General features: G+C 68.3%; 28 protein-coding genes. 23 read left to right on the top strand and 5 right to left on the bottom strand.

All coding sequences use genetic code 11. The annotated features are described in order from the left end of the window. The first annotated feature begins 93 nt into the window (after positions 1-93). The 10 genes from ACFM35_RS07710 (at position 94) to dapF (ending at position 8,616) form a co-directional block, all read left to right on the top strand. Positions 94-402: a helix-turn-helix domain-containing protein gene (locus tag ACFM35_RS07710; protein ID WP_378840468.1), complete on the top strand. Its 309-nt coding sequence runs from the start codon at positions 94-96 to the stop codon at positions 400-402. A gap of 21 nt (positions 403-423) precedes the next feature. Beyond that, complete coding sequence (locus ACFM35_RS07705; RefSeq protein WP_378840466.1) at positions 424-648, top strand: DUF3046 domain-containing protein; 225 nt, start codon at positions 424-426, stop codon at positions 646-648. Between the two features lie 293 nt (positions 649-941). Next, a complete protein-coding gene (recA, locus tag ACFM35_RS07700) occupies positions 942-2,006 on the top strand; it encodes a recombinase RecA (RefSeq protein ID WP_378840463.1) in 1,065 nt (354 codons plus the stop codon). Between the two features lie 2 nt (positions 2,007-2,008). Next, positions 2,009-2,836: a regulatory protein RecX gene (locus ACFM35_RS07695; protein WP_378840460.1), complete on the top strand. Its 828-nt coding sequence runs from the start codon at positions 2,009-2,011 to the stop codon at positions 2,834-2,836. Between the two features lie 76 nt (positions 2,837-2,912). After that, entirely contained in the window at positions 2,913-3,878 is a 966-nt protein-coding gene (locus ACFM35_RS07690; RefSeq protein ID WP_378840457.1) for an ABC transporter ATP-binding protein, read from the top strand. Then, a complete protein-coding gene (locus ACFM35_RS07685) occupies positions 3,875-4,753 on the top strand; it encodes an ABC transporter permease (RefSeq protein ID WP_378840454.1) in 879 nt (292 codons plus the stop codon). Before ACFM35_RS07690 ends, ACFM35_RS07685 begins: the two co-directional genes overlap by 4 nt. 43 nt (positions 4,754-4,796) lie before the next feature. Then, a complete protein-coding gene (miaB, locus tag ACFM35_RS07680; protein WP_378840452.1) occupies positions 4,797-6,347 on the top strand; it encodes a tRNA (N6-isopentenyl adenosine(37)-C2)-methylthiotransferase MiaB in 1,551 nt (516 codons plus the stop codon). Further along, complete coding sequence (miaA, locus tag ACFM35_RS07675) at positions 6,344-7,282, top strand: tRNA (adenosine(37)-N6)-dimethylallyltransferase MiaA (RefSeq protein ID WP_378840449.1); 939 nt, start codon at positions 6,344-6,346, stop codon at positions 7,280-7,282. The genes miaB and miaA overlap by 4 nt, the downstream gene beginning before the upstream one ends. A 25-nt stretch (positions 7,283-7,307) precedes the next feature. Further along, positions 7,308-7,727 carry a GNAT family acetyltransferase gene (locus ACFM35_RS07670; RefSeq protein WP_378840447.1) on the top strand — a complete coding sequence of 140 codons (420 nt, stop codon included), beginning with the start codon at positions 7,308-7,310 and terminating at the stop codon, positions 7,725-7,727. Positions 7,728-7,758: 31 nt separating this feature from the next. After that, positions 7,759-8,616, top strand: coding sequence for a diaminopimelate epimerase (gene dapF, locus ACFM35_RS07665; protein ID WP_378840445.1), 858 nt, complete (start codon positions 7,759-7,761; stop codon positions 8,614-8,616). A gap of 4 nt (positions 8,617-8,620) precedes the next feature. On the opposite strand, the gene ACFM35_RS07660 is transcribed toward dapF, so the two are convergent. Continuing rightward, entirely contained in the window at positions 8,621-9,262 is a 642-nt protein-coding gene (locus tag ACFM35_RS07660; protein WP_378840695.1) for a class I SAM-dependent methyltransferase, read from the bottom strand. Between the two features lie 70 nt (positions 9,263-9,332). On the opposite strand from ACFM35_RS07660, the gene hflX reads away from it, so the two are divergent. Beyond that, positions 9,333-10,850 (top strand): GTPase HflX, encoded by a 1,518-nt coding sequence (gene hflX, locus ACFM35_RS07655; RefSeq protein WP_378840442.1) that lies wholly within the window; start codon positions 9,333-9,335, stop codon positions 10,848-10,850. A gap of 42 nt (positions 10,851-10,892) precedes the next feature. Here the strand turns inward: hflX and ACFM35_RS07650 are convergent, their stop codons facing one another. The 3 genes from ACFM35_RS07650 to lexA all read right to left on the bottom strand — a co-directional run bounded on the left by ACFM35_RS07650 (position 10,893) and on the right by lexA (position 15,086). After that, the gene (locus tag ACFM35_RS07650; RefSeq protein ID WP_378840439.1) at positions 10,893-12,833 is read right to left on the bottom strand and encodes a dipeptidyl-peptidase 5; all 1,941 of its coding nucleotides are present in this window, start codon (positions 12,831-12,833) and stop codon (positions 10,893-10,895) included. Between the two features lie 105 nt (positions 12,834-12,938). Next, a complete protein-coding gene (locus ACFM35_RS07645) occupies positions 12,939-14,336 on the bottom strand; it encodes a hypothetical protein (protein ID WP_378840437.1) in 1,398 nt (465 codons plus the stop codon). Between the two features lie 69 nt (positions 14,337-14,405). Further along, the gene (lexA, locus tag ACFM35_RS07640; RefSeq protein WP_378840435.1) at positions 14,406-15,086 is read right to left on the bottom strand and encodes a transcriptional repressor LexA; all 681 of its coding nucleotides are present in this window, start codon (positions 15,084-15,086) and stop codon (positions 14,406-14,408) included. Between the two features lie 259 nt (positions 15,087-15,345). Here lexA and ACFM35_RS07635 point away from each other — a divergent pair, with 259 nt between their 5' ends. From ACFM35_RS07635 to ACFM35_RS07610, 6 genes are read left to right on the top strand one after another with little or no spacing between them, the layout of a single operon-like run. Continuing rightward, positions 15,346-15,723: a LysM peptidoglycan-binding domain-containing protein gene (locus tag ACFM35_RS07635; protein ID WP_378840432.1), complete on the top strand. Its 378-nt coding sequence runs from the start codon at positions 15,346-15,348 to the stop codon at positions 15,721-15,723. A 39-nt stretch (positions 15,724-15,762) separates the two neighbouring features. Continuing rightward, a complete protein-coding gene (locus ACFM35_RS07630) occupies positions 15,763-16,857 on the top strand; it encodes a histidinol-phosphate transaminase (protein WP_378840430.1) in 1,095 nt (364 codons plus the stop codon). Further along, entirely contained in the window at positions 16,854-17,468 is a 615-nt protein-coding gene (gene hisB, locus ACFM35_RS07625; protein WP_378840427.1) for an imidazoleglycerol-phosphate dehydratase HisB, read from the top strand. Before ACFM35_RS07630 ends, hisB begins: the two co-directional genes overlap by 4 nt. Beyond that, on the top strand, positions 17,465-18,115 hold the full coding sequence (gene hisH / locus ACFM35_RS07620) for an imidazole glycerol phosphate synthase subunit HisH (RefSeq protein WP_378840424.1): 651 nt from the start codon (positions 17,465-17,467) through the stop codon (positions 18,113-18,115). The genes hisB and hisH overlap by 4 nt, the downstream gene beginning before the upstream one ends. Positions 18,116-18,169: 54 nt before the next feature. Next, the gene (gene priA, locus ACFM35_RS07615; RefSeq protein ID WP_378840422.1) at positions 18,170-18,916 is read left to right on the top strand and encodes a bifunctional 1-(5-phosphoribosyl)-5-((5-phosphoribosylamino)methylideneamino)imidazole-4-carboxamide isomerase/phosphoribosylanthranilate isomerase PriA; all 747 of its coding nucleotides are present in this window, start codon (positions 18,170-18,172) and stop codon (positions 18,914-18,916) included. Next, positions 18,900-19,718, top strand: coding sequence for an SseB family protein (locus ACFM35_RS07610; RefSeq protein ID WP_378840419.1), 819 nt, complete (start codon positions 18,900-18,902; stop codon positions 19,716-19,718). Before priA ends, ACFM35_RS07610 begins: the two co-directional genes overlap by 17 nt. Positions 19,719-19,733: 15 nt before the next feature. On the opposite strand, the gene ACFM35_RS07605 is transcribed toward ACFM35_RS07610, so the two are convergent. Continuing rightward, the gene (locus ACFM35_RS07605) at positions 19,734-20,144 is read right to left on the bottom strand and encodes a DUF1844 domain-containing protein (protein WP_378840693.1); all 411 of its coding nucleotides are present in this window, start codon (positions 20,142-20,144) and stop codon (positions 19,734-19,736) included. A gap of 233 nt (positions 20,145-20,377) precedes the next feature. On the opposite strand from ACFM35_RS07605, the gene infC reads away from it, so the two are divergent. From infC to ACFM35_RS07575, 6 genes are all read left to right on the top strand, one after another. Further along, a complete protein-coding gene (infC, locus tag ACFM35_RS07600) occupies positions 20,378-21,028 on the top strand; it encodes a translation initiation factor IF-3 (RefSeq protein WP_378840416.1) in 651 nt (216 codons plus the stop codon). Positions 21,029-21,097: 69 nt separating this feature from the next. Continuing rightward, a complete protein-coding gene (gene rpmI, locus ACFM35_RS07595) occupies positions 21,098-21,292 on the top strand; it encodes a 50S ribosomal protein L35 (protein WP_076681003.1) in 195 nt (64 codons plus the stop codon). 33 nt (positions 21,293-21,325) lie between these two features. After that, positions 21,326-21,712, top strand: a complete 387-nt coding sequence (gene rplT, locus ACFM35_RS07590) for a 50S ribosomal protein L20 (RefSeq protein ID WP_378840412.1) — start codon at positions 21,326-21,328, stop codon at positions 21,710-21,712. A 78-nt stretch (positions 21,713-21,790) separates the two neighbouring features. Next, on the top strand, positions 21,791-22,591 hold the full coding sequence (locus ACFM35_RS07585; protein ID WP_378840409.1) for a TrmH family RNA methyltransferase: 801 nt from the start codon (positions 21,791-21,793) through the stop codon (positions 22,589-22,591). A gap of 143 nt (positions 22,592-22,734) precedes the next feature. Further along, positions 22,735-23,490: an amino acid ABC transporter ATP-binding protein gene (locus ACFM35_RS07580; protein WP_378840407.1), complete on the top strand. Its 756-nt coding sequence runs from the start codon at positions 22,735-22,737 to the stop codon at positions 23,488-23,490. Between the two features lie 82 nt (positions 23,491-23,572). Further along, on the top strand, positions 23,573-24,478 hold the full coding sequence (locus ACFM35_RS07575; RefSeq protein ID WP_378840404.1) for a glutamate ABC transporter substrate-binding protein: 906 nt from the start codon (positions 23,573-23,575) through the stop codon (positions 24,476-24,478). Positions 24,479-24,548: the final 70 nt, after the last annotated feature.

The raw sequence follows: 24,548 nt of genomic DNA, 5'->3' as shown, positions 1-24,548 counted from the left end.
TCCCCAGCGCACGGGATTAGATTGGCACCAGTCGGTGTTGTACCGTAGTCCACCCAGACAACGGCAGGAACCAGCAGTGAGGAGGGGGCCCGAATGATACTTGTACGTCAAGAGATCGGTGAAGTCCTGCGTGACTTCCGTCAGCAGAAGGGTCGCACCCTCCGACAGGTCGCGAGTCGTGCGAGCGTCGCGCTCGGTTACCTCAGCGAGGTGGAGCGCGGTCAGAAAGAGGCTTCGAGCGAGATCCTCGCCTCGGTGGCCGATGCGCTGGATGTTCCCATCTCGACGATCATGCGCGAAGTGAGCGACCGTCTTTCGGTCGTCGAGGGCCTGCAGGTCTTCCCCGATGTCGTTCCCGACGAGCTCGTCGCGTCCGTCGACGCCGAGCTGTCGCTGCGCTGATCCGCCGAACGCGAGTCGCCCGTGCGTCGCAGTGAGTTCTTGCGCGCCGTCGACGAGCAGTTCGGCGGTTCGGCCGCCGCGCTGGTCAACGACCTCGTGCTGGGCGGTGTGGGTGGTCTGACCCCCGCCCAGGCCCTTCGCGACGGCGTTCCGCCGCGCGAGATCTGGCTTGCGCTGTGCGATGAGGCCGATGTGCCGGTCACGCAGCGCTACGGCGTCGGACGGCTGGACCCGCGCCAGAAGTAGAGCTGTCACGGCCATGTTCCGTGTGCCATCGCCGGCTGCCGGCCCGACGCGGCGAGCCGTCTCCGAGCACGGCGTGTCGTCGAAGATCTGTTCGACAGCGGCGTAGGCTCCTGCACAGGTGATGCCGGTGACGAACTGTCCACGGTCACGAGCGGGTGCAGGTCCGGATGTCGGAGGCCCCTCGTAGCGTGAACAACGTCGAACGACACCACACGCCTTGTCGCAGCATCCGCCCCACCGGGTCGGAGCGCGACAGCCTACAGGCGACGGAACGCGAGCATAAGGAGCACGCCATGCCATCAACAGCTGACCGCGAGAAGGCCCTCGAATCGGCCCTCGCCCAGATCGACCGGCAGTTCGGGAAGGGCTCGGTCATGCGACTGGGCAGCGACGACCGTGCGCCGGTCGAAGTGATTCCGACGGGCTCGATCGCCCTCGACGTCGCTCTCGGCGTCGGTGGGCTCCCGCGCGGCCGCATCATCGAGATCTACGGCCCTGAATCCTCGGGAAAGACGACGCTCACCCTCCATGCCATCGCGAACGCCCAGCGCAACGGCGGCATCGCCGCCTTCATCGATGCCGAGCACGCGCTCGATCCCGATTACGCGATGAAGCTCGGCGTCGACATCGACGCGCTGCTGGTGTCGCAGCCCGATACGGGTGAGCAGGCTCTCGAGATCGCCGACATGCTCATTCGTTCGGGGTCGATCGATCTCATCGTCATCGACTCCGTGGCAGCGCTGGTGCCCCGTGCCGAGATCGAGGGGGAGATGGGCGACTCCCACGTCGGGCTGCAGGCGCGATTGATGTCGCAGGCTCTGCGCAAGCTCACCGGTGGCCTCAACCAGACCAATACGACCATGATCTTCATCAACCAGCTGCGCGAGAAGATCGGCGTGTTCTTCGGCTCGCCGGAGACCACCGCCGGTGGCAAGGCGCTCAAGTTCTACGCGTCCGTGCGCCTCGACATCCGTCGCATCGAGACACTCAAGGACGGCACCGACGCGGTCGGCAACCGCACCCGCGTGAAGGTCGTCAAGAACAAGATGGCTCCGCCCTTCAAGCAGGCCGAGTTCGACATCCTCTACGGCGTCGGCATCTCCCGCGAGGGCAGCCTGATCGACTTCGGCGTCGAGCACGAGATCGTGAAGAAGTCCGGCGCGTGGTACACCTACGACGGCGAGCAGCTCGGGCAGGGCAAGGAGAACGCGCGCAACTTCCTGCTCAAGAACCCGGATATCGCGGCCGACATCGAATCGAAGATCAAGACGAAGCTCGGCATCGGCACGCCGAAGCTCGTCGAGGCGCCTGTCGGTGCGCCCCCAGTGGCGGAGCTGACCAAGAAGCGCTCGGCCTGACGATGACGACGGAGCACGGGGGTGAGCGTGAACAGCTCGCCCCCGTCACGCCCTTGTTCGGTGAACGTCGCGCCTCCAACACCGCCGGACCGCAGATGATCACCCGGGCCCTTCCCGATCGCCCGCGCAGAGCCGTGACATTCACCGATCTGCCCGAAGACGAGCTGCTCGTGGATGCCGCTCCCGAGGTGGGTCCGTCGGCACCGGCGTCCCCGTCGGCGCTGACGTCGTCATCGCGACGCGGCACGGGCAGTCGCGGCGGTTCGCCGCGAGGTGGAGCGGGTGAGCAGATGACCGAGGCTGAGGCTGAGGCTGAGGTCGATGATCGTGCCACCGTTATCGAGCGCGCGCGGGTGGCGCTCACCCGCAGCTTGGGTCGTCGGGGCCTGTCGATCGCCGAAGCGCGGTCGACCCTCCGCTCAGCGGGCCTTGACGCCGACGAGGTGGACGACGCCGTCGAAGACTTCGTGACCCGTGGGTGGCTCGACGATGCGCTTCTGGCCGAACAGATCGTGCACGGCGCGACCACGCGCAAGGACATGGGTTCTCGAGCGATTCGACAACTGCTCGTCAAGCGTTTGGTGTCGCGGGATGTCGTCGACGCCGTCGTGGCAGAACTGCCGGATGACGACGTGGAGCGGGCCCTCGAATTCGCGACGACGAAAGCGCGTTCGCTTGTCCGCTATGACGACGAGACGGCGATGCGGCGTCTGATGGGTCAGTTGGGCAGGCGTGGATTCGGCGGGTCGGTCGCGAGCACTGCTGCGCGCACGGCGATGGCGCGGGCTCGGGATGAGGCAGGCGGCGGCAGCGCCGTTCGATTCCGCTGAGCCGTCCCACGCTGGGCGCAGCCCCGTCGGTGCCTGTGATCTCGTATCGTGAGCCCTACCGGTGAAAGGGGCTCCGATGGCGATCGACGTGACAGGGCTGACCAAGCGTTACCGTTCGCTGACAGCGGTGGATGATCTGAGCTTCCATGTGGATGACGGACTCGTCTTCGCATTCCTCGGCACGAACGGCGCCGGCAAGTCGACGACGATCGGTTGCCTCACGACGACGCTTCCGTTCGAAGCGGGAACGGTGCAGATCGCCGGTCATGACGTCCGTTCCGACGGGGAGAGCGTGCGGGCCGAGATCGGAGTCGTGTTCCAGGATGCCCTGCTCGATCCCGAGCTCACCGTTCGCGAGAACCTGACGCTGCGGGCGACATTCGCGCGTCTCGACGCCGCGCGCACCCGTGCGCGCATCACGGCGTTGGCCGATCTGATCGAGTTGGGCGACTTCCTCGACCGCCGCTACGGCCGCCTTTCGGGCGGACAGAAGCGCCGTGTGGACATCGCTCGGGCGCTCCTTCACGAACCGCGCATCCTGTTCCTCGACGAGCCCACCGCGGGTCTCGATCCTGCGAGTCGCGCCGTCGTGTGGCGGACCATCCAGGAGCTGCGGCGGTCGTCCGGGCTCACGGTGTTCCTCACCACGCACTACATGGAGGAGACCGAGGAGGCCGATCGCGTGTGCATCATCGACCGCGGCCGCATCATCGCCGACGGCACCCCGACCGAGCTGCGGTCGACGTACAGTCGCAGCGTGCTGTCTGTCACGACGTCTGATCGGTCAGCCCTCGTGTCGTTGGCGGCCTCCCATGACCTCGTGGCGGAATCGACGACCGCGACGCTCGGACAGGCGGCTTCCGCACGCCGCGGCGACGTCGTGACCATCGCCGTGCCCGACGCGGGCGTCGCCCGACGGATCCTCGCCGAGCACGGGGACGCGGTCCGGGACTTCGAGTTCCGTCACGGACGCATGGACGACGTCTTCCTGGCGTTGACGGGTCATGCCGGCGTCGACGACGCACAGGGAGCAGCTGCGTGAGGGTCGTCGCGGGGATCGTCGTCCGCAACCTCCGGCTCTTCTTCCGGGATCGCCTGAACGTCTTCTTCTCTCTGCTCGGCGCCATCATCCTCTTCGCCCTCTACACCCTGTTCCTCAGCAATCTGCAGACCACCGGTCTGACCGAGAGCTTCCCCGATGCCGGGGAGGGCGCCGTCAAGGCCTTCGTCGACAGCTGGATGTTCGCCGGCATCGTTCTGATCACCACCATCACCACCGGCCTCGGTGCCCTGTCTGTGCTGGTGGACGACGCGCAATCCGGGAGGTTCCGCGACTTTCTCGTCTCACCGATCCGCCGAGGGCAGATCGTGCTCGGCTATCTGATCGCCGCCGTCGCCGTCGCCGTCATCATGTCCCTGCTCGTCCTGGCGCTCAGTGTGATCTACCTGGGCCTCGTCGATGGACTGTGGCTCGGTCCCGCCGCGGTCCTGCGCGCTGCAGGCCTCGTCACCCTGTTCTGCTTCGCGTTCACGTCACTGTCGGCGCTCGTCGTGTCGTTCGTGCGCACGGCAAGCGCGTTCTCGGCGATGTCCACGATCATCGGCACGGTCCTGGGTTTCATCGCGGGCGCCTACATCCCGGTGGGATCTCTCCCCACCACCGTCGGCGATGTGATCAACGCGCTCCCCTTCGCGCAGGCGGGGATGCTGCTGCGCCGGGTCTTCACCGCGGAATCGCTCACCGCGGTGACCGGGGGGGAGCCCGCGTCCGACGAGGCGCTGCGCGCGGTCTACGGGATCGATTCGATCGTGGGGGAGTGGCTGGTGCCGACCGGCGTCGCGATCGCCGTCCTGGTGGGGATCACGGTCGTGTGCACGGCGCTGTCCGCGATGCGCATCCGGGCGCGCATCCGCTGAGCCTGATCGAGCGGCTGCCGGCGCGCCGTAGAATCGAGCAATCATGACTCTGCTGGATGGCACCCCCACGATCATCGCGCCCTCGCCCTCGGCGCACGACGAGAGCGGACGAGCACGCACCTACGAAGTGCGCACGTTCGGCTGTCAGATGAACGTCCACGACTCCGAGCGACTCTCGGGCTCCCTCGAGAGCGCCGGCTACGTGCCTGCCGCCGACGGAGCCGAGGCCGACGTCGTCGTCATCAACACGTGTGCTGTCCGAGACAACGCTGCAGGCAAGCTCTACGGCACCCTGGGGCACCTCAAGGCCCGCAAGGACCGGCACGAGGGCATGCAGATCGCGGTCGGCGGATGCATGGCGCAGATGGACAAGGACGTCGTGCTCGACAAGGCCCCATGGGTGGATGTCGTGTTCGGCACGCACAACATGGGCTCCTTGCCGAGTCTGCTCGAACGGGCGCGGCACAACGACGAGGCCGAGTTGGAGATCCTCGAGGCCCTCGAGGTCTTCCCCTCCACCCTTCCCACGAAACGCGATTCGGTCTACAGCGGGTGGGTGTCGATCTCGGTCGGCTGCAACAACACGTGCACCTTCTGCATCGTGCCGAGCCTGCGTGGCAAGGAGAAGGACCGTCGTCCCGGCGACATCCTGAACGAAGTGCGCCTGCTCGCTGAGGACGGTGCGATCGAGGTCACGCTCCTCGGCCAGAACGTCAACTCGTACGGCGTCGAGTTCGGCGACCGCCACGCCTTCGGAAAGCTGCTGCGCGCTGCCGGCCAGATCGACGGGCTGGAGCGCATCCGCTTCACGAGCCCGCACCCCGCTGCCTTCACCGACGACGTCATCGACGCGATGGCCGAGACGCCCGCCGTCATGCCCCAGCTGCACATGCCGCTCCAGTCCGGAAGCGATCGCGTATTGAAGAACATGCGCCGGTCCTACCGCAGCGAGAAGTTCCTGGGCATCCTCGACCGGGTTCGCGAGCGCATGCCGCACGCCGCCATCACCACCGACATCATCGTCGGCTTCCCCGGTGAGACCGAAGAGGACTTCCTCGAGACGCTGCGCGTGGTCGAACAGGCTCGGTTCGCGAGCGCCTTCACGTTCCAGTATTCGATCCGTGAGGGCACACCCGCAGCGACCATGCCCGACCAGGTGCCGAAGTCCGTCGTGCAGGACCGCTACGAGCGCCTCGCCGCCCTCCAGGAGCGCATCTCGCTCGAAGAGAACGAGAAGCAGGTCGGCCGGGAGGTTCAGGTCCTGGTCTCGCAGGGCGAGGGCAAGAAGGACGCCGCGACACATCGGCTCACCGGGCGCGCAGAAGACAACCGCCTGGTCCACTTCGAACTGCCCGTCGGTTCCGACGTCCCCCGTCCGGGTGACGTGGTCAGCGTCGTCATCACCCGCGCGGCGCCTTTCCATCTCCTCGCGGATTCGCTCGACGGCGGCGCGCTCCGCATCCGCCGCACGCGGGCAGGCGACGCGTGGGACCGCACGCAGGCGGAATCCTGCGGCGTCCCCGCCGGCGCTGCGTCGTCGGGTGCCACCACCGCCGTCGCACTGGGGCTCCCCTCGCTGCGCATCGGGGTGTGAACAGCACCGATCACGAGGCGCCACCGCGGCTGTGGGCGATCGTGGGGGCGACCGGTACCGGCAAGACTGGACTCTCGCTCGACCTCGCGCAGCACCTGTCCGCGCAAGGCAGGCCTGCTGAAATCATCAACGCCGACGCCATGCAGCTGTACCGCGGCATGGACATCGGCACGGCGAAGCTCCGACCGGACGAGCAGCGCGGCATTCCGCACCACCTCTTCGACGTGCTCTCCGTCACTGAGGAGGCCGCCGTCGCCTGGTACCAGGAGGTCGCGCGGAACGCGGTTGCCGCCATCCACGAGCGCGGCGCCGATGCGATCCTGGTCGGCGGCTCGGGCCTGTACGTGTCCGGCGTGATCTACGACTTCCGGTTTCCGCCGCGTGACGAGGTCCTGCGGGCCCGGCTCGAGACCGAGCTCGCCGCGGACGGGCCCGGCGCGCTCTTCGCACGCCTGAGGGACGCCGACCCGGTGACCGCGGCCCGGATCGACCCGAGGAACGGCCGTCGTGTCGTGCGCGCCCTCGAAGTGCTGACCCAGGGCGAACAGACCCACGGTGCCGCACTTCCCGACGAACCGACGCTCTGGCAGGCCGGTACGCGCGTGATCGGGGTGCGGATGCCGCGCGACGAACTGGTGACCCGATTGGACACCCGGGTCGAGCGGATGTGGGAGGGAGGTCTGCTCGACGAGGTGAACGACCTCCGGGAACGCGGCCTCGAGCGCGGTGTCACGGCGCGCCGCGCCATCGGCTACGCGCAGGCGCTGGCTCAGCTCGCGGGAGAACTCCCGCAGGATGCGGCGATCGCCGAGACCCGAGCGCTCACCCGTCGGTACGCGCGGCGTCAGGTGTCGTGGTTCCGGCGCTATCCGGGGGTCCGGTGGGTCGAGGGCGGCGGCCCCGTCGACCTCGAAGGACTCACAGGGTGGTCCTGAGACCGTCGTCCCCGATACTGGTCTCATGACCAGCATCCGGCCGTTCGCCCTCCGTGACACCGAATCCGTGATCTCCCTGTGGCAGGCGACCGGCCTGACCAAATCCTGGAACAACCCCCATCTCGACATCCGGCGAAAGCTCACCGTGCAGCCCGAGCTCTTCCTGGTCGCTGTCGAAGGTGAAGATGTGATCGGTTCGGTGATGGCGGGCTATGACGGGCACCGGGGGTGGATCTACTACCTCGCCAGCGACCCCGCGCATCGTGGGGAGGGCATCGGACGCATCCTCGTCGAGCACGTGGAGGAGCTGCTGCTCGAGATGGGCTGCCCCAAGGTGCAGCTCATGGTCCGTCCGGGCAACGAAGATGTGCTCGGTTTCTACGACACGCTCGGGTACGAGCGGTTCGACACCACCACGACCGGCAAGCGACTCATCGCCGACTGAGGCCGGTCGTCTCCCTGGATAGGATCGTGGGATGCCGCAGACCATTCCGTTCACGAAGGGCCACGGCACCGGAAACGACTTCGTCCTGATCGCCGACCCCGACGGGCAGCTCGATCTCTCGGACGCGCAGGTCGCCGCGATGTGCGACCGGCGCTTCGGGATCGGTGCCGACGGCATCCTCCGGGTCGTCCGGTCCGTCGCCATCGCGGAGGGCGGGGCGACTCCGGACGCCGAGTGGTTCATGGACTACCGCAACGCCGACGGCTCAGCAGCCGAGATGTGCGGCAACGGCATCCGGGTCTTCGCGCGCTACCTGCTGCAGACCGACCTCGCCGACCTGGCCGAGGGCGGTTCGCTGCTCATCGGCACGCGCGCCGGCACCAAGGCCGTGTCGCTCCCCGGGGAGCACCTCGAAGTCGATCTCGGACCGTGGGTGGTCGCGGAGGATGACACCCTCGTGAGAGCCAGGGGGCTGCCGGTCGCGAGACCGGCGACGGGGATCGACGTCGGCAATCCGCACGTCGTCGTCGCGCTCGCCAGTGTGGCCGAACTCGATGACCTCGACCTGACCGCGCAGCCCGTGCTCGATCCCCGGCCACCGGACGGGGCGAACGTGGAGTTCGTCGTGCCGAGCGACCCGCTGGTGCGCAGCGGAGTCGGATCGATCACGATGCGCGTCTTCGAGCGGGGTGTCGGGGAGACCCTCAGCTGCGGCACGGGCGTCGCTGCGGCCGCACTGGCGGTACGCCACTGGGCAGGCGCCGCGGCACCCGACCAGTGGAGCGTCGATGTGCCGGGGGGAACGCTGGGCGTGCGCGTGTTGAACGGCCACGTCCTGCTCTCGGGGCCGGCCACGCTCGTCTTCAGCGGCGAGCTCACGTTGGCCTGACTCCTCAGACGGTCGCGACGGGCCCGGTGGCCGTCACCCCGTGCCGTCGGACCTTCAGCACCCGGAAACCCCGCCCGATGGCGGCGCGATGCACGCTGTACTCGTGCGGGAAGGTCGCTGCGATCCATCGCTGCAGCGAATCGGAGCCGAGGTTGCGCTGCACGACGAGCCAGGCATCCGATCTCTCATCCAGCCGCGGGATCCATCGCTCCAGCAGGCCGTGCAACTCGTTCTTGCCGACGCGGATGGGCGGATTCGAACGGATGCTGCGGAACACGACATCGTCGGGAACATCATCGGGCAGCACGGCGTTGACATTGGTGAGGCCGAGGATGTCGCAATTGCGACGGACGAGGTCGAGTGCGCGTTCGTTGACGTCGACGGCCCACACGGTGGCGTGCGGAGCGTCGAGTGCCAGCGACAGCGCGATCGGACCCCACCCGCAGCCGAGGTCGAGCAGGTGGCCCCCCGGCGGCGGCGGGGGGGTGTTCGCGAGAAGCACTGCGGTGCCGGTGTCGATGTGATCAGGACTGAACACACCGCCCGCAGTCACCACCTCGACGGATCTGCCGGAGAGTGTGACGCGGATGCGGCGAAGGTTCTCGGCACTGGACGGAGACGCGCTGAAGTAATGATCGCTCCCCATGCAGGCGAGCGTACCGGAGACCCCGCCCACGGCGGGAGGCTAGAATTCACGGACCCTTGGAAAGGACCCCATGACAGACATCTCGACACCTTCGAGCACCGACGAGACGTCGGTCGACCCGGTGGATCGCGTTCTCTCGCGGTCGGAGGCGCGCTCGGGTGTGCGGGTATTCGGGTCTGCTCAGGCGCTTCAGGATGCCACCACCACGGTCGGCGCTCACAGCGACGGCGAGCAGTGGGATCGGGAGGAGCGCGCCGCGCTGCGTCGTGTGCCCGGACTCTCCACGGAGCTCCAGGACGTCACCGAGGTCGAGTACCGCCAACTGCGGCTCGAGAACGTCATCCTCGTGGGTGTGCACCCGCAGGGTGAGCAGGGCGACGCCGAGAATTCCCTCCGCGAACTCGCGGCACTGGCGGAGACCGCCGGCGCCGTCGTGCTCGACGGCGTGCTGCAGCGTCGACCGCATCCCGATCCGGCGACCTATCTCGGTCGAGGCAAGGCGCAGGAGCTCCGCGACCTCGTCGCCGCTCTCGGCGCCGACACGGTCATCGCCGACACCGAACTCGCGGCCTCTCAGCGGCGCGCGCTCGAGGACGTCGTGAAGGTGAAGGTCATCGACCGCACGACGGTCATCCTCGATATCTTCAGTCAGCACGCCAAGAGCCGTGAGGGCAAGGCGCAGGTCGAGCTCGCGCAGCTCGAGTACCTCCTCCCGCGACTGCGTGGTTGGGGTGACTCGATGAGCCGCCAGGCAGGTGGCCAGGTCGGCGCGGGCGGTGCCGGTATGGGCTCGCGTGGTCCGGGTGAGACGAAGATCGAACTCGATCGTCGGCGCATCCGCACCCGCATGGCCATCCTCCGCCGGCAGCTGCGCGACTTCGCACCCGCCCGCGACGCCAAGCGGGCCGAGCGCAAGCGCAACACCGTGCCGTCGGTGGCGATCGCCGGTTATACGAACGCCGGCAAGTCGAGTCTGCTCAACCGTCTGACGAGCGCGGGCGTCCTGGTCGAGAACGCCCTGTTCGCGACCCTCGATGCCACGGTGCGACGCGCCGAGGCATCCGACGGCCGCGTGTACACGCTGACGGACACGGTCGGATTCGTCCGCAATCTGCCCCATCAGCTCGTCGAGGCGTTCCGCTCGACGCTGGAAGAGGTGGCCGACGCCGACGTGATCGTCCACGTCGTGGATGCCGCGCACCCCGATCCGGCAGCACAGCTGCAGACCGTGCGTGACGTCATGGGCGACGTCGGAGCGCGTGACGTGCCCGAGCTGGTCGTCTTCAACAAGGCCGACCTCGTCGACGACGACACCCGCCTCGTCCTGCGCGGACTCGAGCCGAAGGCCCTCTTCGCGTCATCGCGTTCCGGCGAGGGTATCGATGAGCTGCGTGCCGCGATCGAGCAGGCTCTGCCGATGCCCGCGGTCGAGGTGCACGCGGTCGTCCCGTACGACCGCGGAGACCTCGTGTCCGCGGTGCACGGCACGGGCATCATCATGAGCGAGAGTCACGAGCCCGAGGGCACGGCGCTGCATGCGCACGTATCGGCGCGGCTCGCGGCCGAGCTCACGCCCTTTTTGGCGTGACGGCGACGTTCGTCCGTCGCGGGGCGAACCACTCGTCACTCGTCACTCGAGGGTGAGCGTGGGCACGTCCGCGGGCGTGAATCCGAAGACCTGACCGAAGAAGCTGACCTCGGCCTCCAGGCATGCGATCACCGTCTCGGGTCGGCGGAAGCCGTGCGACTCGCCTTCGAACGCGAGGTACGCGTGCGGGATCCCGCGGGCGGCCAGCGCGTCGCGCACCGCTTCGGACTGCGTCGGCGGCACGACGGGGTCATCCAGCCCCTGTTCGATCAGCATGGGCGTAGTGAAGCGGTCCAGGTGCGAGAGCGGTGACCGTTCCACGTAAACGGCCTCGTCCTGCGGGTACGGCCCGACCAAGCCGTCGAGGTAGCGCGCTTCGAAGTCGTGGGTGTCCTCGGCCAGAGCCCGGAGGTCGGCCACGCCGTACCGGCTGACCCCCGCGGCGAAGCGGTCGGTCGCCGTCAGCGCGCAGAGCACGGTCCATCCGCCCGCCGATCCCCCCCGGATCGCGAGTCGGCTGCCGTCCGCGAGGCCCGCCTCGACGAGCCCTTCCGCTGCGGCCACGACATCATCGCGGTCGACGATGCCCCACTGCCCGCTGAGACGCCCCCGGTAGGCCCGGCCGTAGCCGGTCGACCCGCCGTAGTTGACGTCCAGCACACCGATGCCACGGCTCGTGAAGTACGCGATATCGAGCGATGCCCCGCCCGACACGTTCGAGGTGGGGCCGCCATGTGCGAGCACGAGGTACGGAGGTGCGCCGTCGGCGGCGGGCTGGTCGGGATTGACGGGCGCGTACGCGAACGCATGGACGGGCCCGTGCGGGCCCTCGAACGTCATGGCCCGCGAGCGGGACAGCCAGGCGGCATCCGGTGCGGCGTCGACCGTGCCGCGCACCAGGGATGCGGATGGAGTGGCGTCGTCGAGGTCGATCTCCCAGAGGCCGCCCAGCGTGGACACTCCGGAACCCGTGAAGAGCACGCGGGCGCCGCGGACGTCGTGCAGCAGGAGGCGGGACGAGACATCGGTCGGGATGTCTCGCACGGTGCCGTCCACATCGATGAGGGCGAGTTCATCCGAGCCGTTCGTACGGACCGTCAGCACTCGTCCGTCGTCGAGCGGCGCGAACCACCGGATACCGAGGTTCCACAGTGGTCCACCGGTATCGGCGTCGACAGGGGCGATCGCCACCGGCCCCTCGTCCTGCGTGGTGACGTCCACCCGGTACAGGTTCCAGCGTCCGGAACGATCGGACGCCACCCGCAGCTCGCGCTCGTCGATCCACTCGGGCTGCACCACCGATTCCTCCGGTCCGCCGAGGATCGTTCGGACGTCGGAGACCCGACCGTGGGCGTCCCGGTCGCCGATGCGCAACTCGGTACCGTCCCACGGCATGCGGGGGTGATCCCAGGCGATCCACGCCAGACGCTCGCCATCGGGGGAGACGCGGGGGTACGCGGCGAAATCACTCCCCGACACGAGGGACATGATCGCCGTTTCGTCATCGCGGGCCGAGCCGTCGAGGGGGATCGAGACGATGTCCCGGCGAGGGGCGCGCGACGCTCCGTGGGTCTCGCGCACCGCGAGCAGCTCGCCGTGCTGCACCGCGAGGTCGGCGAACCGCATTCCGAGCGCGGCCGGAGTCAGCGGCGCCGGCTGCTCGCCCGGCGTCTGCACCCAGACCCTCTGATCGGTGCTCTCGACGAAGTAGAGCGTCCCGTCCGTCGTCGCCGTCCACGCCGCCCCGCCGTACTCGTGGACGCGCGAGCGGACGTCCCACGGGCGAGGCAACATCGTCTCGGGCTCGCCGCCGTCCGCGGCGGTCCGTCGCACGGTCGATCGTCCGCTTTCCGCGGGCATCCGCTCAAGCCACCAGATCGCGTCACCGACGTAGCGGGCATCGGTCACGGGGTGAGACCCGGCCGCCACGATCTGCGCCGAGATGGGGGAGGGCCAGGAGCCGTAGGCAGAGGGTGCGTTCACCCGCTCCACGCTACGCGCAGGACGTCCGCGCGGACGTCTCCGAGGCGTGACCTCAGCCGGGGATCGGATGCTGCCACCGGACGCATCCGCGTCTGTGAACGCTGGTCAGGGGAGCGCGCCACGGGGCACGTCGGCAGCGTCCGCGTCGATTGTGGCGGGGGCGTCGCCGACGAACGCTGCGTCGCGCTTCTGGACGAGTTCCGTGAGCCACCACACGAGGGCGCTGACGATGACGACGAGGAAGATGTCGCCCACGCTCAGCGGGCGCAGGAGCAGGAGCCAGAGCACCATCAGCACGCCGAGCACGACGCGGACCAGAACCCGCTGCTGGAACATCCAGGTGCCGAATCGGCCGGTGTTCACTCCGCGGAGCGTGAGCGTGGAGCGGATGCTGTCGTTCACCGCCGCGATCCCGCCCCGAACGGCTCGTGCACCGCGCCAGCGCCCGCTCACCCACGCGAGGAGGGCGATGATGATGCCGACGACCATGACGACCACTGCGGTGTGCTGCATCGCGGCGACGACCGCCGTGTAGACCGCTGTGAGGGCGGTGGCCGGCACTCCCAGGTTGGTGGCGCTCAGGCCGAGGACCGTACCGCCGACGGCGATACCCGTCGCGACGGACAGCCCACCGAGCGCCAGTCCCACGCCCGAGCCCAGCACGGCGGTACTCCGCCGTCGGGCGATCAGGATACCGGTCACGAACAGCGCGAGCGCCACGAAGGGGAGACACCAGCCGACGGTCACCGCCAGTGTGTACACGACGCCCACAGTGGCCAGCGCGTCGCTCTGCGCGATGACGATGGTGCGGTCGATCGTCGGAATCGCGGACGCGAACCCGACACCCTGGTCGAGCAGTCGCTGCTTGACGGCGTCCACGATCGGCCCGAGGGCGATGCCGAGCTCGCCGGAGTCGCTGATCGTGACCGCGCCGTTCGCGCTCCCGCCGTTCGCCGTCGCGACGAGCGCGCGGTGACTCGCCACGAGAGTCGTCTGCCAGATTCCCGAGAACGCGTCCGACGCGACCACCCGGCTGACCGTGGTGGTCACCAGACCGTCGAGTGCCTGGGCGGCGGGGCCGCGCAGGAGATCGATGGATGACAGCGCGGCGGGCGGGAGGTCGAGGGTGGCCACGCCGTCGAACAGGTCATCCGTGATCCCGTCGAGGTCGACCGACTCCGTGATGGCCGACGATGCCTGATCGACGATGACCGCCTGCACGGAAGGATCGTCGATGAGCGGGGCGAAGGTCGACACGAAGGCGGTCTCGTCGACGAGCTGCGCGCGTGCCCATCCCGCGATGATCGTCGTGGGGATGAGCAGCGCTGCGACGATGATGCAGAAGGCGGAAAGCACCGCACGCCATCCTGTGCCGGGAGGGCCGGTCCTCGTGGCGGGCCGGGGCGCATCCGCCCGCAGCCGTGCGTTCTCCGCCTCGAGGCGGTCGAGCCGAGCCTGGAGTTCATCGACGGATGAGGGTGTGGTGCTGCCGGCGAGGGTCATTGCTCACTTATAGCGCGGAAACACTGCGCCGGACAGGGCTTCCGAGCGCAGCGCCGCGCAGGGGGCGGGTCAGACGGCGCGCAGAACGGCCACGATGCGCCCGAGAACCACGGCGTCGTCGCCCAGGATCGGTTCGAACGCCGAGTTGCGCGGAAGCAGCCACGTGTGACCGTCCCGTCGACGGAACGTCTTGACGGTCGCCTCGCCGTCGAGCATCGCCGCAACGATGTCACCGTTCTCGGCATCCGCCTGCGAGCGCACGACGACCCAGTCGCCATCGCAGATCGCCGCGTCGATCATCGACTCGCCCGAGATCTTGAGCATGAACAGGTCACCCTTGCCGACCAGCTGACGCGGAAGCGGGAAGATCTCCTCCACCTGCTGCTCCGCGGTGATCGGCACGCCGGCGGCGATGCGACCGACGAGCGGCACCATGGCCGCGTCGCCGACGGCGGGGGCGGAATCGGCGGGGTTCTCCGTCGACATGCCGGGCAGATCGATGAGGACTTCCATCGCGCGGGTCTTGCCGGGGTCGCGACGCAGGTATCCGCTCAACTCGAGCTGATTCAACTGGTGGGTCACGCTCGACAGCGACTTGAGATCGACCGCGTCGCCGATTTCGCGCATGCTCGGCGGGTAGCCGTGGCGTGCGATCGAACGCTGGATGACCTCGAGGATCGCGATCTGCTTGTCGCTCAGACTCTTCCGCCTGCGCGTCTGGGGCTTCTCCCGCGGGGTGGCCTCGCTCATGATCTCTCCTACTCTCACGGCCTCTGATCGGCATCGTTCTTCGAATGTCGGAGGTCCGTGGTGGGGTGTCGCTATCGAAACCGTATCCGGTTCCGAGCGATCCGAAGAGGAGGTGGCGCGCGTGTCGCGTTCGAACAATCAGACCCCGGGGCCCCGGTTGACAATCTCTCACGTCGAAGATAGCTTCGGAAAAGAGATTCGTATTCGGCCCTCCCGGCCGAGGGTCGAGTACGAATCTCTTCCCACCCCAGGAGGAGCCATGACCAGCGTCGCGTTCTCAGACCGGGCTTATTCGAGCCCCTCGTTCTCGAAGTCCACGCGTCTCACGCTCACCGTGCGGGGGCGTCGCGTCCTCGCCACCCTCGCCGCGCTCCCCGCAGCAGGCGTCCTCGTCCTGGCTCTCGTCAGCGGCGGCTCGGCGATCGCCTCGGCGCAGGACGGCGCGCCCCCGACCACGTTCGCGACGGTCACGGTGATGTCGGGTGACTCGCTCTGGTCGATCGCTCAGGACGTCGCCCCGCATGCCGACCCGCGGGATGTCGTCGACGCGATGGTCCGCCTGAACGCTCTGGAGGGCGCAACGGTGTCCGCGGGTCAGGAACTGGCTATCCCGGCGCAGTACAGCGCAGCGCGCTGAAGCACTTCGTCGGCCGGGCGCGGCGCTCTCCCGCCTACGATGGGACAGGTGAGTGCACGCCTGGAAGATCTGCCGATTCGTGACGACCTGCGGGGGATGACGCCATACGGCGCACCTCAAGCGGCACTGCCCATCGCGCTGAATGTCAACGAGAACACCCATCCTGTTCCGCAGGACGTGGCCGACGACATCCTGGACGCGGTGGCTCGGGCTCTGCGCGATGTCAACCGCTACCCCGATCGAGAGTTCACCGCTCTGCGCGAGGGATTCGCCGACTATCTCGGACACGGCCTGCGCCTCGAACAGATCTGGGCGGGCAACGGCTCGAACGAGGTGCTGCAGCACCTGATGCAAGCGTTCGGGGGACCCGGCCGAACGGCGTTCGGCTTCGCGCCGACGTATTCGATGTACCCGCTCATCTCGCGGGGAACGGGCGCATCCTGGATCGGCGGATCGCGAGGGCACGACTTCCTGGTGACGCCGGAAGATGCCGCCTCCCAGGTCTCGGATGCGCAGCCGGATGTCGTGTTCCTGTGTGCGCCGAACAACCCCACCGGCACTCCGATGACCCTAGACGTCATCGAGGCCGTCTACGACGCGACCGACGGAATCGTCATCGTCGACGAGGCGTATCAGGAGTTCGCCCCCCGCGACGAGCGCTCCGCAGTGACGCTGCTCGACGGCCGGGAGCGGTTGGTCGTCTCCCGCACGATGAGCAAGGCTTTCGCCTTCGCCGGCGCACGAGTGGGGTATCTCGCCGCCGATCCCGCCGTGATCGACGCCCTTCGTCTGGTGCGGCTCCCCTACCACCTGAGCGCCCTCACTCAGGCGGCGGCAACGGCTGCACTGCGCCACTCCGACACGATGCTCGGGATGGTCGACGAGATCGTCGTCCAGCGCGAGCGCATCTCCGCCACCCTGGAGGCGCTCGGCTACGAGCCGTACGACTCGTGGACGAACTTCGTGCTCTTCGGCGGGGTCGAGGATCCCGCCGCCACGTGGCAGGCCCTGTACGACAGGGGAGTGCTCATCCGCGACGTCGGGATGGCCGGACATCTGCGTGTCACCGCCGGCACCGAAGAGGAGACCACCGCGTTCCTCGATGCGCTGGCCTCGTTAGGATCGGGCGTATGACGGCCCTGGATGTCCACCGTACGGCGTCGCTTCGTCGGTCCACGAGCGAGTCCACGGTCGAGCTGACCCTCGACCTCGACGGGACCGGTACGAGCCACATCGACACCACTGTTCCGTTCTTCGACCACATGCTCACGGCGTTCGCGAAGCACTCGCTCACCGATCTCACCGTCCGCGCCTCGGGTGACACCGACATCGATGCGCACCACACGGTCGAAGACGTCGCCATCGTGCTCGGACAGGCGATCAGGGAGGCCCTCGGCGACAAAGTCGGCATTTCGCGGTACGGCGACGCCCTGGTCCCGCTGGACGAGGCGCTCGCCCAGGCGGTCGTCGACATCAGCGGCCGCCCGTACCTTGTGCATGACGGCGAACCGGCGGGCTTCGAGCATCACTTGATCGGCGGACACTTCACCGGTTCACTGGTGCGGCACACGTTCGAGGCGATCGCCTTCAACGGTGGGCTGACCGTGCACGTGCGCGTGCTCGCAGGCCGTGACCCGCACCACATCGCCGAAGCCGAGTACAAGGCATTCGCTCGCGCGTTCCGCCAGGCGAAGGCGGTCGACCCGCTCGTGCAGGGTGTTCCCAGTACGAAGGGTGCTTTGTGAGCGACCGTCCAGTGGTCGCGGTCCTCGACTACGGATCCGGCAACGTCCACTCCGCTGTGAAGGCGCTCGATGCCGCAGGTGCTGACGCGCGGCTGACCAGCGACCGCCAGCTGGTGCGGGAGGCCGATGGTTTGGTCGTGCCCGGCGTCGGCGCGTACCGAGCCGTGATGGATGCGCTGCGCGCCAGTCGCGGCGACGAGCTGATCGGTCGCAGGCTCGCGGGCGGGCGCCCTGTCCTCGGTATCTGCGTCGGGATGCAGGTCCTCTTCGAGCTCGGGGTCGAGCGGGGTGTGGACACGGAAGGCATGGGGGAGTGGCCCGGGGCGGTCACTCAGCTCGATGCCCCGGTTCTTCCGCATATGGGGTGGAACACCGTGCAGTCCGGCGCGGGATCGCGTCTGTTCGCCGGCCTCGAGGACGAGAGGTTCTACTTCGTCCACTCCTTCGCCGCGCAGCAGTGGACGCTCGACGTGCAGGCGCCGTTCCCGCAGCCGACGCTGACCTGGTGCACGTACGGTGTGCCCTTCCTTGCGGCGGTCGAGAACGGTCCGCTCTCCGCGACCCAGTTCCACCCCGAGAAATCCGGGGCTGCGGGCATCCGCCTCCTGTCGAACTGGATCGACGGGCTCGGCGCGGCTACGCTCTGACCTCGTGCCAATCGCCGGTGAGATCCGTCGCCGCACCCGTCGGCACGAGGAGCTATGAACGACTTCGCATCCACACCTGAACTCATCCTGCTGCCTGCGGTCGACGTCGCCGACGGCAAGGCCGTCCGTCTCACCCAGGGGGCGGCCGGCACGGAGACGAACTACGGCGACCCGGTCGATGCCGCACTCGAGTGGGCGCGCCAGGGTGCGCAGTGGATCCACCTCGTCGACCTCGACGCCGCGTTCGGTCGCGGCAACAACGCATCGGTCCTCCGCAAGGCGATCCGGCAGGTGCGCGGTGTGCAGGTCGAGCTCTCGGGCGGCATCCGCGACGACGCGACGCTCGATGCCGCTCTCGAGAGCGGCGCCGCCCGCATCAACCTGGGAACGGCGGCGCTCGAGAACCCCGAATGGGCGGCCGACGTGATCGGGCGCTACGGCGAGGTCATCGCAGTCGGCCTCGATGTGCGGGGAACGACGCTCGCGGCGCGCGGCTGGACGCGCGAGGGCGGCGATCTCTGGACCGTTCTCGATCGTCTCGAGGCGGCCAACTGCAGCCGTTACGTCGTCACCGACGTCACGAAGGACGGAACGCTGCAGGGGCCCAACGTCGAGCTGCTCCGTGAGATGACCTCCCGGACGCCGAAGCCCGTCGTCGCGTCCGGCGGCATCTCGAGCCTCGACGACATCGCGGCGCTCCGCGATCTCGTGCCGCTGGGCGTCGAGGGGGCGATCGTCGGCAAGGCGCTCTACGCCGGAGCGTTCACGCTGGCGGAAGCGCTCGATGTCGCCGGCGGCTGAGCACCCCGGTGACCCCGGCGCGACAGGCGGCAACGATCCGCACGGGCGCGCCGGCGATTCCGCGGGCGTTCCGTGGGAAGGGCGTCGGTTCGAACCCAATCCGCACTCGTCCGACGACGGGTCGGCTGATCCCGCCCTGCTCGCCGCGCTCGCCGCAGTCGTCGGCGGCGCCGGCGACCCGGTCGCCGTCATCGACGCCTATCGCTCGGCGCGTCTCTTGATCCCACTGGTGGCGGCGAAGGGCGAAGAGGGCGTCGGCGTCCACGGGCTGGCGGTCGACAAGACCCAGGAGCTCTCGATCGTGACGGTCGCAGCCCCCGACGGCCGCCGCGTGCTGCCGGTGTTCACCTCGGTGGCGGCGTTGGGCCGGTGGGACTCTTCGGCCAGGCCGGTGCCTGCCGAGGGCGTGCGCACGGCGCTCGCGGCATCGGCGGACGACACCGAGTTGATCGTGATCGACCCGGGCTCGGACACCGAGTTCGTCATCCGCCGACCGGCGGTGTGGGCGATCGCGCAGAACCAGCCGTGGGAGCCCGCTTACGCCTCGCCCGAGGTCTTCCTCGGGCTGCAGCAGAGCATCGGCGGCGAACTGGCCGTGGTCGACCTCGCGGTCGAGTCCGGCGATCCGGCAGCCCGCCTGCGGGGGCCGGAGATCATCGTCAAGCTGACCCTGATCGACGGCCTCGACGCGACGGAGCTCGAAGCGGTCTTGTCGCGGCTGGCGCGTCGGTGGGCTGCGGACGACCGCGTCGCGACCCTGGTCGATTCGCTGACGGTCAAGCTCGTCCGCTCCCGCCCCTGACGCCGTGGGACGAGGTCAGTTGACCGGTCCGGTCCACTTCTCGCCCGGCCCTTTGCCGATCGGATCAGGAATGGCGGATGCTTCGCGGAACGCGAGCTGCAGGGATCGCAGACCGTCGCGCAGGGAGCGTGCGTGCATGTCGCTGATCTCGGGCGCGCCGGCGGTGATGAGGCCGGCGAGGGCGTTGATGAGCTTGCGGGCTTCATCGAGATCCATCTGCGTGTCCGGGTCGTCGGCGAGGCCGAGCTTGACGGCGGCCGCGCTCATGAGGTGCACGGCGGCGGTCGTGATGACCTCCACCGCCGGCACGTCGGCGATGTCCCTTGTGGCGGCCGTGGCGGCACGCTCCTGCTCCTCCCAACGAGCCTGACGCGCAGCATCCGTCCCGTCCGTCTCCTGGGGAAGGCCGTCGTCGGTATCAGGAATCGTGTTCACGTCACTCTCTCTGCTAAGCTGGTCGGGCCTCCGGAGCGTTCTGCCCCGGATCCAAGAGGATGACATCCCACCCGCGCTTGCCGCTCAAGGCTACCGGGTCATGGCACTCCGCCTCTCTCATCAGAGAGAGGTAGCCCTTCGCGGGGTTCAGGGTGCGAAGCCGGCGTTCACGCGTCGTGCCGGGTGGAGTCGCCCTCGTGGGCCGAGACGCTGAACGCGTTGAGGTGGTCTCAATCCACGAAGAGGAGTTCCGCATCAGCGATCCCCGTACCAATGACCGCATCCGCGTCCCCGAGGTTCGCCTCGTCGGCCCCGCCGGTGAGCAGGTCGGCGTTGTCCGCATCGAGGTGGCGCTGCGTCTTGCTCAGGAAGCTGACCTCGACCTGGTCGAGGTGGCTCCGAACTCGAAGCCCCCTGTGGTCAAGATCATGGACTATGGGAAGTTCAAGTACGAAGCTGCGCAGAAGGCCAAGGAAGCACGTCGCAACCAGGCGAACACGATCCTCAAAGAGGTTCGCTTCCGTCTGAAGATCGAGGCGCACGATTACACGACCAAGCTCAAGCGCGCCGAGGGCTTCCTCCAGGCGGGCGACAAGGTCAAGGCCATGATCCTCTTCCGTGGTCGTGAGCAGTCGCGTCCCGAGCAGGGTGTCCGATTGCTCCGTAAGTTCGCCGAGGACGTCGCCGAGTTCGGCACGGTCGAATCGAACCCGACGATCGACGGTCGCAACATGGTCATGGTGGTCGCCCCGCACAAGAACAAGTCCGAGGTCAAGACCGAGCAGAATGCCCAGCGCACTGCCAACCGCGAGGCGGCGCGTCCGCCCCGTCCCGAGGACGCCGACCGCGTGGCCGCTCCGGCCGACGCCGAATAGGCCCCCACAGTCTCCCGCTCCGCGGGTAACTCTCCATCGCCCGCAGGGCTCATCAACAAAGGACAGACAATGCCGAAGCAGAAGACCCACTCGGGTGCCAAGAAGCGGTTCAAGGTCACCGGCAGCGGCAAGCTCATGAAGCAGCAGGCCGGCATGCGCCACAACCTCGAGGGCAAGTCGAGCCGTCGCACGCGTCGTCTGAACCAGGAGCAGGTCCTCGCTCCGGGTGACGCCAAGCAGGCCAAGAAGCTCCTCGGCCGCTGACGCGCGCCGACGTACGAATAGGAACAGAACGAAATGGCTAGAGTCAAGCGGGCGGTAAACGCCCACAAGAAGCGTCGCGTCATCCTCGAGCGCGCGTCCGGCTACCGCGGACAGCGTTCGCGCCTGTACCGCAAGGCGAAGGAGCAGGTCACCCACTCCCTCGTCTACGCGTACCGGGATCGTCGCAAGCGCAAGGGGGACTTCCGCCGTCTGTGGATCCAGCGCATCAACGCTGCGAGCCGCCAGAACGGTCTCACCTACAACCGCTTCATCCAGGGCCTCGGCCTCGCGGGTGTGCAGGTCGACCGGCGCATGCTCGCCGAGCTCGCGGTGAACGAGCCCGCGACCTTCGCGTCGCTGGTCGCCACGGCGAAGACGGCTCTGCCGGCCGACGTCAACGCGGCGAAGGTCTCCGCCTGACCCCGTTGTGATGAAAGGGCGTCCTCCTCAGAGGGCGCCCTTTCTCATCCGCCGTGACCGCACCTCTACACTGGTGAGGTGCTCGAGAACCCGCGCTCGCCCCGTGTTCGCGCCGTGGCGAAGCTCGCGAAGCGCAGTGCTCGAGAAGAGACCGGCCTGTTCCTGCTGGAGGGCCCGCAGGCCGCCCGCGAGGTGCTGGCCTTTCGTCCGCACACCGTGCTCGAGCTCTTCGCGACACCCACCGCGCTCGAACGCCACGCCGATGTCCGCGAGGCTGCTCGCGGGGCCGGGGTGGACGTCGAGTTCACGACCGAGGCGGTGATCGCGGCGATGGCCGACACGGTCACCCCCCAGGGGATCATCGCGGTCGCCCGGCAATCGCCGACCTCGCTCCGCGATGTCTTCGCCGCCGGACCGCGACTGATCGCCGTCTGCGAGGAAGTGCGCGATCCCGGCAACCTCGGCACGATCATCCGCGCTGCGGATGCGGCGGGCGCCGATGCGGTGCTCCTCACCGGTCGCACCGTCGACCCCTACAACCCCAAGGTCGTCCGCGCCACGACGGGTTCCCTCTTCCACGTGCCGATCGTCGTCGATGTCGAGCTCCCGGCAGTCGCGGCGGCCGCGCGCGACGCCGGTCTCCGGATCATCGCCGCCGACGTCGGCGGGTCCGACTTCCTGGCCTCGCGAGGGCTGCTCCGCGAGCCCACCGCATGGCTCTTCGGCAACGAGGCTCGTGGGCTGGATGAGGCATCCCTCGACCTCGCCGACATGTCTCTGCGGCTGCCGATCTACGGCAACGCCGAGTCGCTGAACCTCGCGACAGCCGCCAGCGTCTGCCTGTATGAGAGCGCGTTCGCGCAGCGCGCGGGCGACTGAAGCGCGCCCGGCACGCCGCGCCGACGCGCGGGTCGTTGCCCTGCCGGCGAGACCGGATGCCGCGTACCCGCCCTGTTACGGTCCGGTAAAGGTTGCCGTTGCGAGAGTGGTCGCGGCGGCAGCCCCCTCATAGGGTGAGGGGCATGGCAGACAGCGCAACATCCGCCCCCCTGGTCGTCGTCAGCAATGTGCAGAAGCACTACGGGCAGTTCCAGGCGCTCACGGATGTGGATCTGACGGTGCACAAGGGGGAGGTCGTCGTTGTCATCGGTCCATCCGGATCGGGCAAGTCGACGCTCTGCCGCACGATCAACCGCCTCGAGACGATCACGAGCGGCACGATCACGATCGACGGTAAGGAGCTCCCGAAGGAGGGGAAGGGCCTGGCCGCGCTCCGTGCCGACGTCGGCATGGTGTTCCAGTCCTTCAATCTGTTCGCGCACCTCACCATCCTCGAGAACGTCACGCTCGGGCCGATCAAGGTGCGCAAGATGAAGAAAGCCGATGCCGAGCGCGAGGCCGCTGTCCTCCTCGACCGCGTCGGGGTGGGTCACCAGGCCTCGAAGCTCCCCGCACAGCTGTCCGGCGGTCAGCAGCAGCGCGTGGCGATCGCCCGCGCACTGGCGATGAATCCCAAGGTCATGCTCTTCGACGAGCCCACCAGCGCGCTCGACCCCGAGATGATCAACGAGGTGCTCGACGTGATGGTCGGGCTTGCGAAGGACGGCATGACCATGATCGTCGTCACCCACGAGATGGGCTTCGCCCGCAAGGCGGCGGACCGCGTGGTCTTCATGGCCGACGGCAAGATCCTCGAAGACCAGAAGCCCGACGACTTCTTCACCGCTCCGAAGACGGACCGGGCGAAGGACTTCCTCTCCAAGCTCATCACCAACTGAGACTTCCCGTGCCGCTGAGGCCCCGTCGCGACGGGGCGGCGCGGGGACACCGAAGAACCATACGAAACCCAGGAGGACTCACATGCGCAAGAACCGCATCATCGCCGGCGTCGGCATGACCGCCGTCGCCCTGCTCGCTCTCACGGCCTGCAACAGCGGCACCCCCGGTGCCACCACCGGAGAGAGCGGCGCAGCCGAATCGGACGGTGCCCTGTTCGAGGTCGCCACCGACGTCACGCTCGAAGGCAGCCCGACGTTCGACGCGATCACGGAGCGCGGCACGGTCAAGATCGGCGTCAAGGAAGACCAGCCAGGACTCGGCTACCTCGACCCGACGACCAACGAGCGGTCCGGCTTCGACATCGACATCGCCCGTTGGATCGCGGCCTCGCTCGGCTACGACGAGGACAAGATCGAGTTCACCTCGATCCCGTCGGCGAACCGCGAGCAGGCGATCATCAACGGCGATATCGACTACTACGTCGGCACGTACTCGATCACCGACAAGCGCAAAGAGCAGATCTCGTTCGCCGGGCCGTACTTCGTGACCGGCCAGGGCCTGCTCGTCGCCGCCGACAGCGACATCGAGAGCGTCGACGACCTCACGGGCAAGAACGTGTGCTCCGCCACCGGCTCGACCTCGATCCAGCGCATCAAGGACGAGCACCCCGAGGCATCGACGACGGAGTTCGACACCTACTCGCAGTGCGTCGAGCAGCTGAAGTCCGGCCAGGTCGACGCCGTCACCACCGACGAGGCCATCCTGATCGGCTACGCAGCCGGTGACCCCGACAACCTCAAGGTCGTCGGCGACGTCTTCAGCGAGGAGCGCTACGGCGTCGGCATCCAGAAGGACGACACGGCGTTCGTCGAGTTCGTCAACACGATGCTGACGGACGGCGGTGACACCTGGACGGCGATCTTCGACAAGAACCTCGGCGCCTCGGGCGTCAAGGCCACCCAGCCCGAGGTCGACCCGGTCGGCTGATCGACATGGTGGCGGCATCCCGTTTCGGATGCCGCCACCATCCCTCCTCACCGCGAACGCGCGACGGGAG

It is taken from the genome of Microbacterium songi (assembly GCF_042747925.1).
Classification (GTDB): domain Bacteria; phylum Actinomycetota; class Actinomycetes; order Actinomycetales; family Microbacteriaceae; genus Microbacterium.
Note: the sequence above shows the minus strand (reverse complement) of the source record. Positions and strands in the feature narration are given on the sequence as shown.

What these genes read in the sequence shown, in the direction of transcription:
- ACFM35_RS07710 (WP_378840468.1), top strand. Translation starts at nt 94, where the DNA reads ATGATACTTGTACGTCAAGAGATCGGTGAAGTCCTGCGTGACTTCCGT.
- recA (WP_378840463.1), top strand. Translation starts at nt 942, where the DNA reads ATGCCATCAACAGCTGACCGCGAGAAGGCCCTCGAATCGGCCCTCGCC.
- ACFM35_RS07695 (WP_378840460.1), top strand. Translation starts at nt 2,009, where the DNA reads ATGACGACGGAGCACGGGGGTGAGCGTGAACAGCTCGCCCCCGTCACG.
- ACFM35_RS07690 (WP_378840457.1), top strand. Translation starts at nt 2,913, where the DNA reads ATGGCGATCGACGTGACAGGGCTGACCAAGCGTTACCGTTCGCTGACA.
- miaB (WP_378840452.1), top strand. Translation starts at nt 4,797, where the DNA reads ATGACTCTGCTGGATGGCACCCCCACGATCATCGCGCCCTCGCCCTCG.
- ACFM35_RS07670 (WP_378840447.1), top strand. Translation starts at nt 7,308, where the DNA reads ATGACCAGCATCCGGCCGTTCGCCCTCCGTGACACCGAATCCGTGATC.
- dapF (WP_378840445.1), top strand. Translation starts at nt 7,759, where the DNA reads ATGCCGCAGACCATTCCGTTCACGAAGGGCCACGGCACCGGAAACGAC.
- ACFM35_RS07660 (WP_378840695.1), bottom strand. Translation starts at nt 9,262, where the DNA reads ATGGGGAGCGATCATTACTTCAGCGCGTCTCCGTCCAGTGCCGAGAAC.
- hflX (WP_378840442.1), top strand. Translation starts at nt 9,333, where the DNA reads ATGACAGACATCTCGACACCTTCGAGCACCGACGAGACGTCGGTCGAC.
- ACFM35_RS07645 (WP_378840437.1), bottom strand. Translation starts at nt 14,336, where the DNA reads ATGACCCTCGCCGGCAGCACCACACCCTCATCCGTCGATGAACTCCAG.
- lexA (WP_378840435.1), bottom strand. Translation starts at nt 15,086, where the DNA reads ATGAGCGAGGCCACCCCGCGGGAGAAGCCCCAGACGCGCAGGCGGAAG.
- ACFM35_RS07635 (WP_378840432.1), top strand. Translation starts at nt 15,346, where the DNA reads ATGACCAGCGTCGCGTTCTCAGACCGGGCTTATTCGAGCCCCTCGTTC.
- ACFM35_RS07630 (WP_378840430.1), top strand. Translation starts at nt 15,763, where the DNA reads ATGGGACAGGTGAGTGCACGCCTGGAAGATCTGCCGATTCGTGACGAC.
- hisB (WP_378840427.1), top strand. Translation starts at nt 16,854, where the DNA reads ATGACGGCCCTGGATGTCCACCGTACGGCGTCGCTTCGTCGGTCCACG.
- priA (WP_378840422.1), top strand. Translation starts at nt 18,170, where the DNA reads ATGAACGACTTCGCATCCACACCTGAACTCATCCTGCTGCCTGCGGTC.
- ACFM35_RS07610 (WP_378840419.1), top strand. Translation starts at nt 18,900, where the DNA reads ATGTCGCCGGCGGCTGAGCACCCCGGTGACCCCGGCGCGACAGGCGGC.
- rpmI (WP_076681003.1), top strand. Translation starts at nt 21,098, where the DNA reads ATGCCGAAGCAGAAGACCCACTCGGGTGCCAAGAAGCGGTTCAAGGTC.
- rplT (WP_378840412.1), top strand. Translation starts at nt 21,326, where the DNA reads ATGGCTAGAGTCAAGCGGGCGGTAAACGCCCACAAGAAGCGTCGCGTC.
- ACFM35_RS07580 (WP_378840407.1), top strand. Translation starts at nt 22,735, where the DNA reads ATGGCAGACAGCGCAACATCCGCCCCCCTGGTCGTCGTCAGCAATGTG.
- ACFM35_RS07575 (WP_378840404.1), top strand. Translation starts at nt 23,573, where the DNA reads ATGCGCAAGAACCGCATCATCGCCGGCGTCGGCATGACCGCCGTCGCC.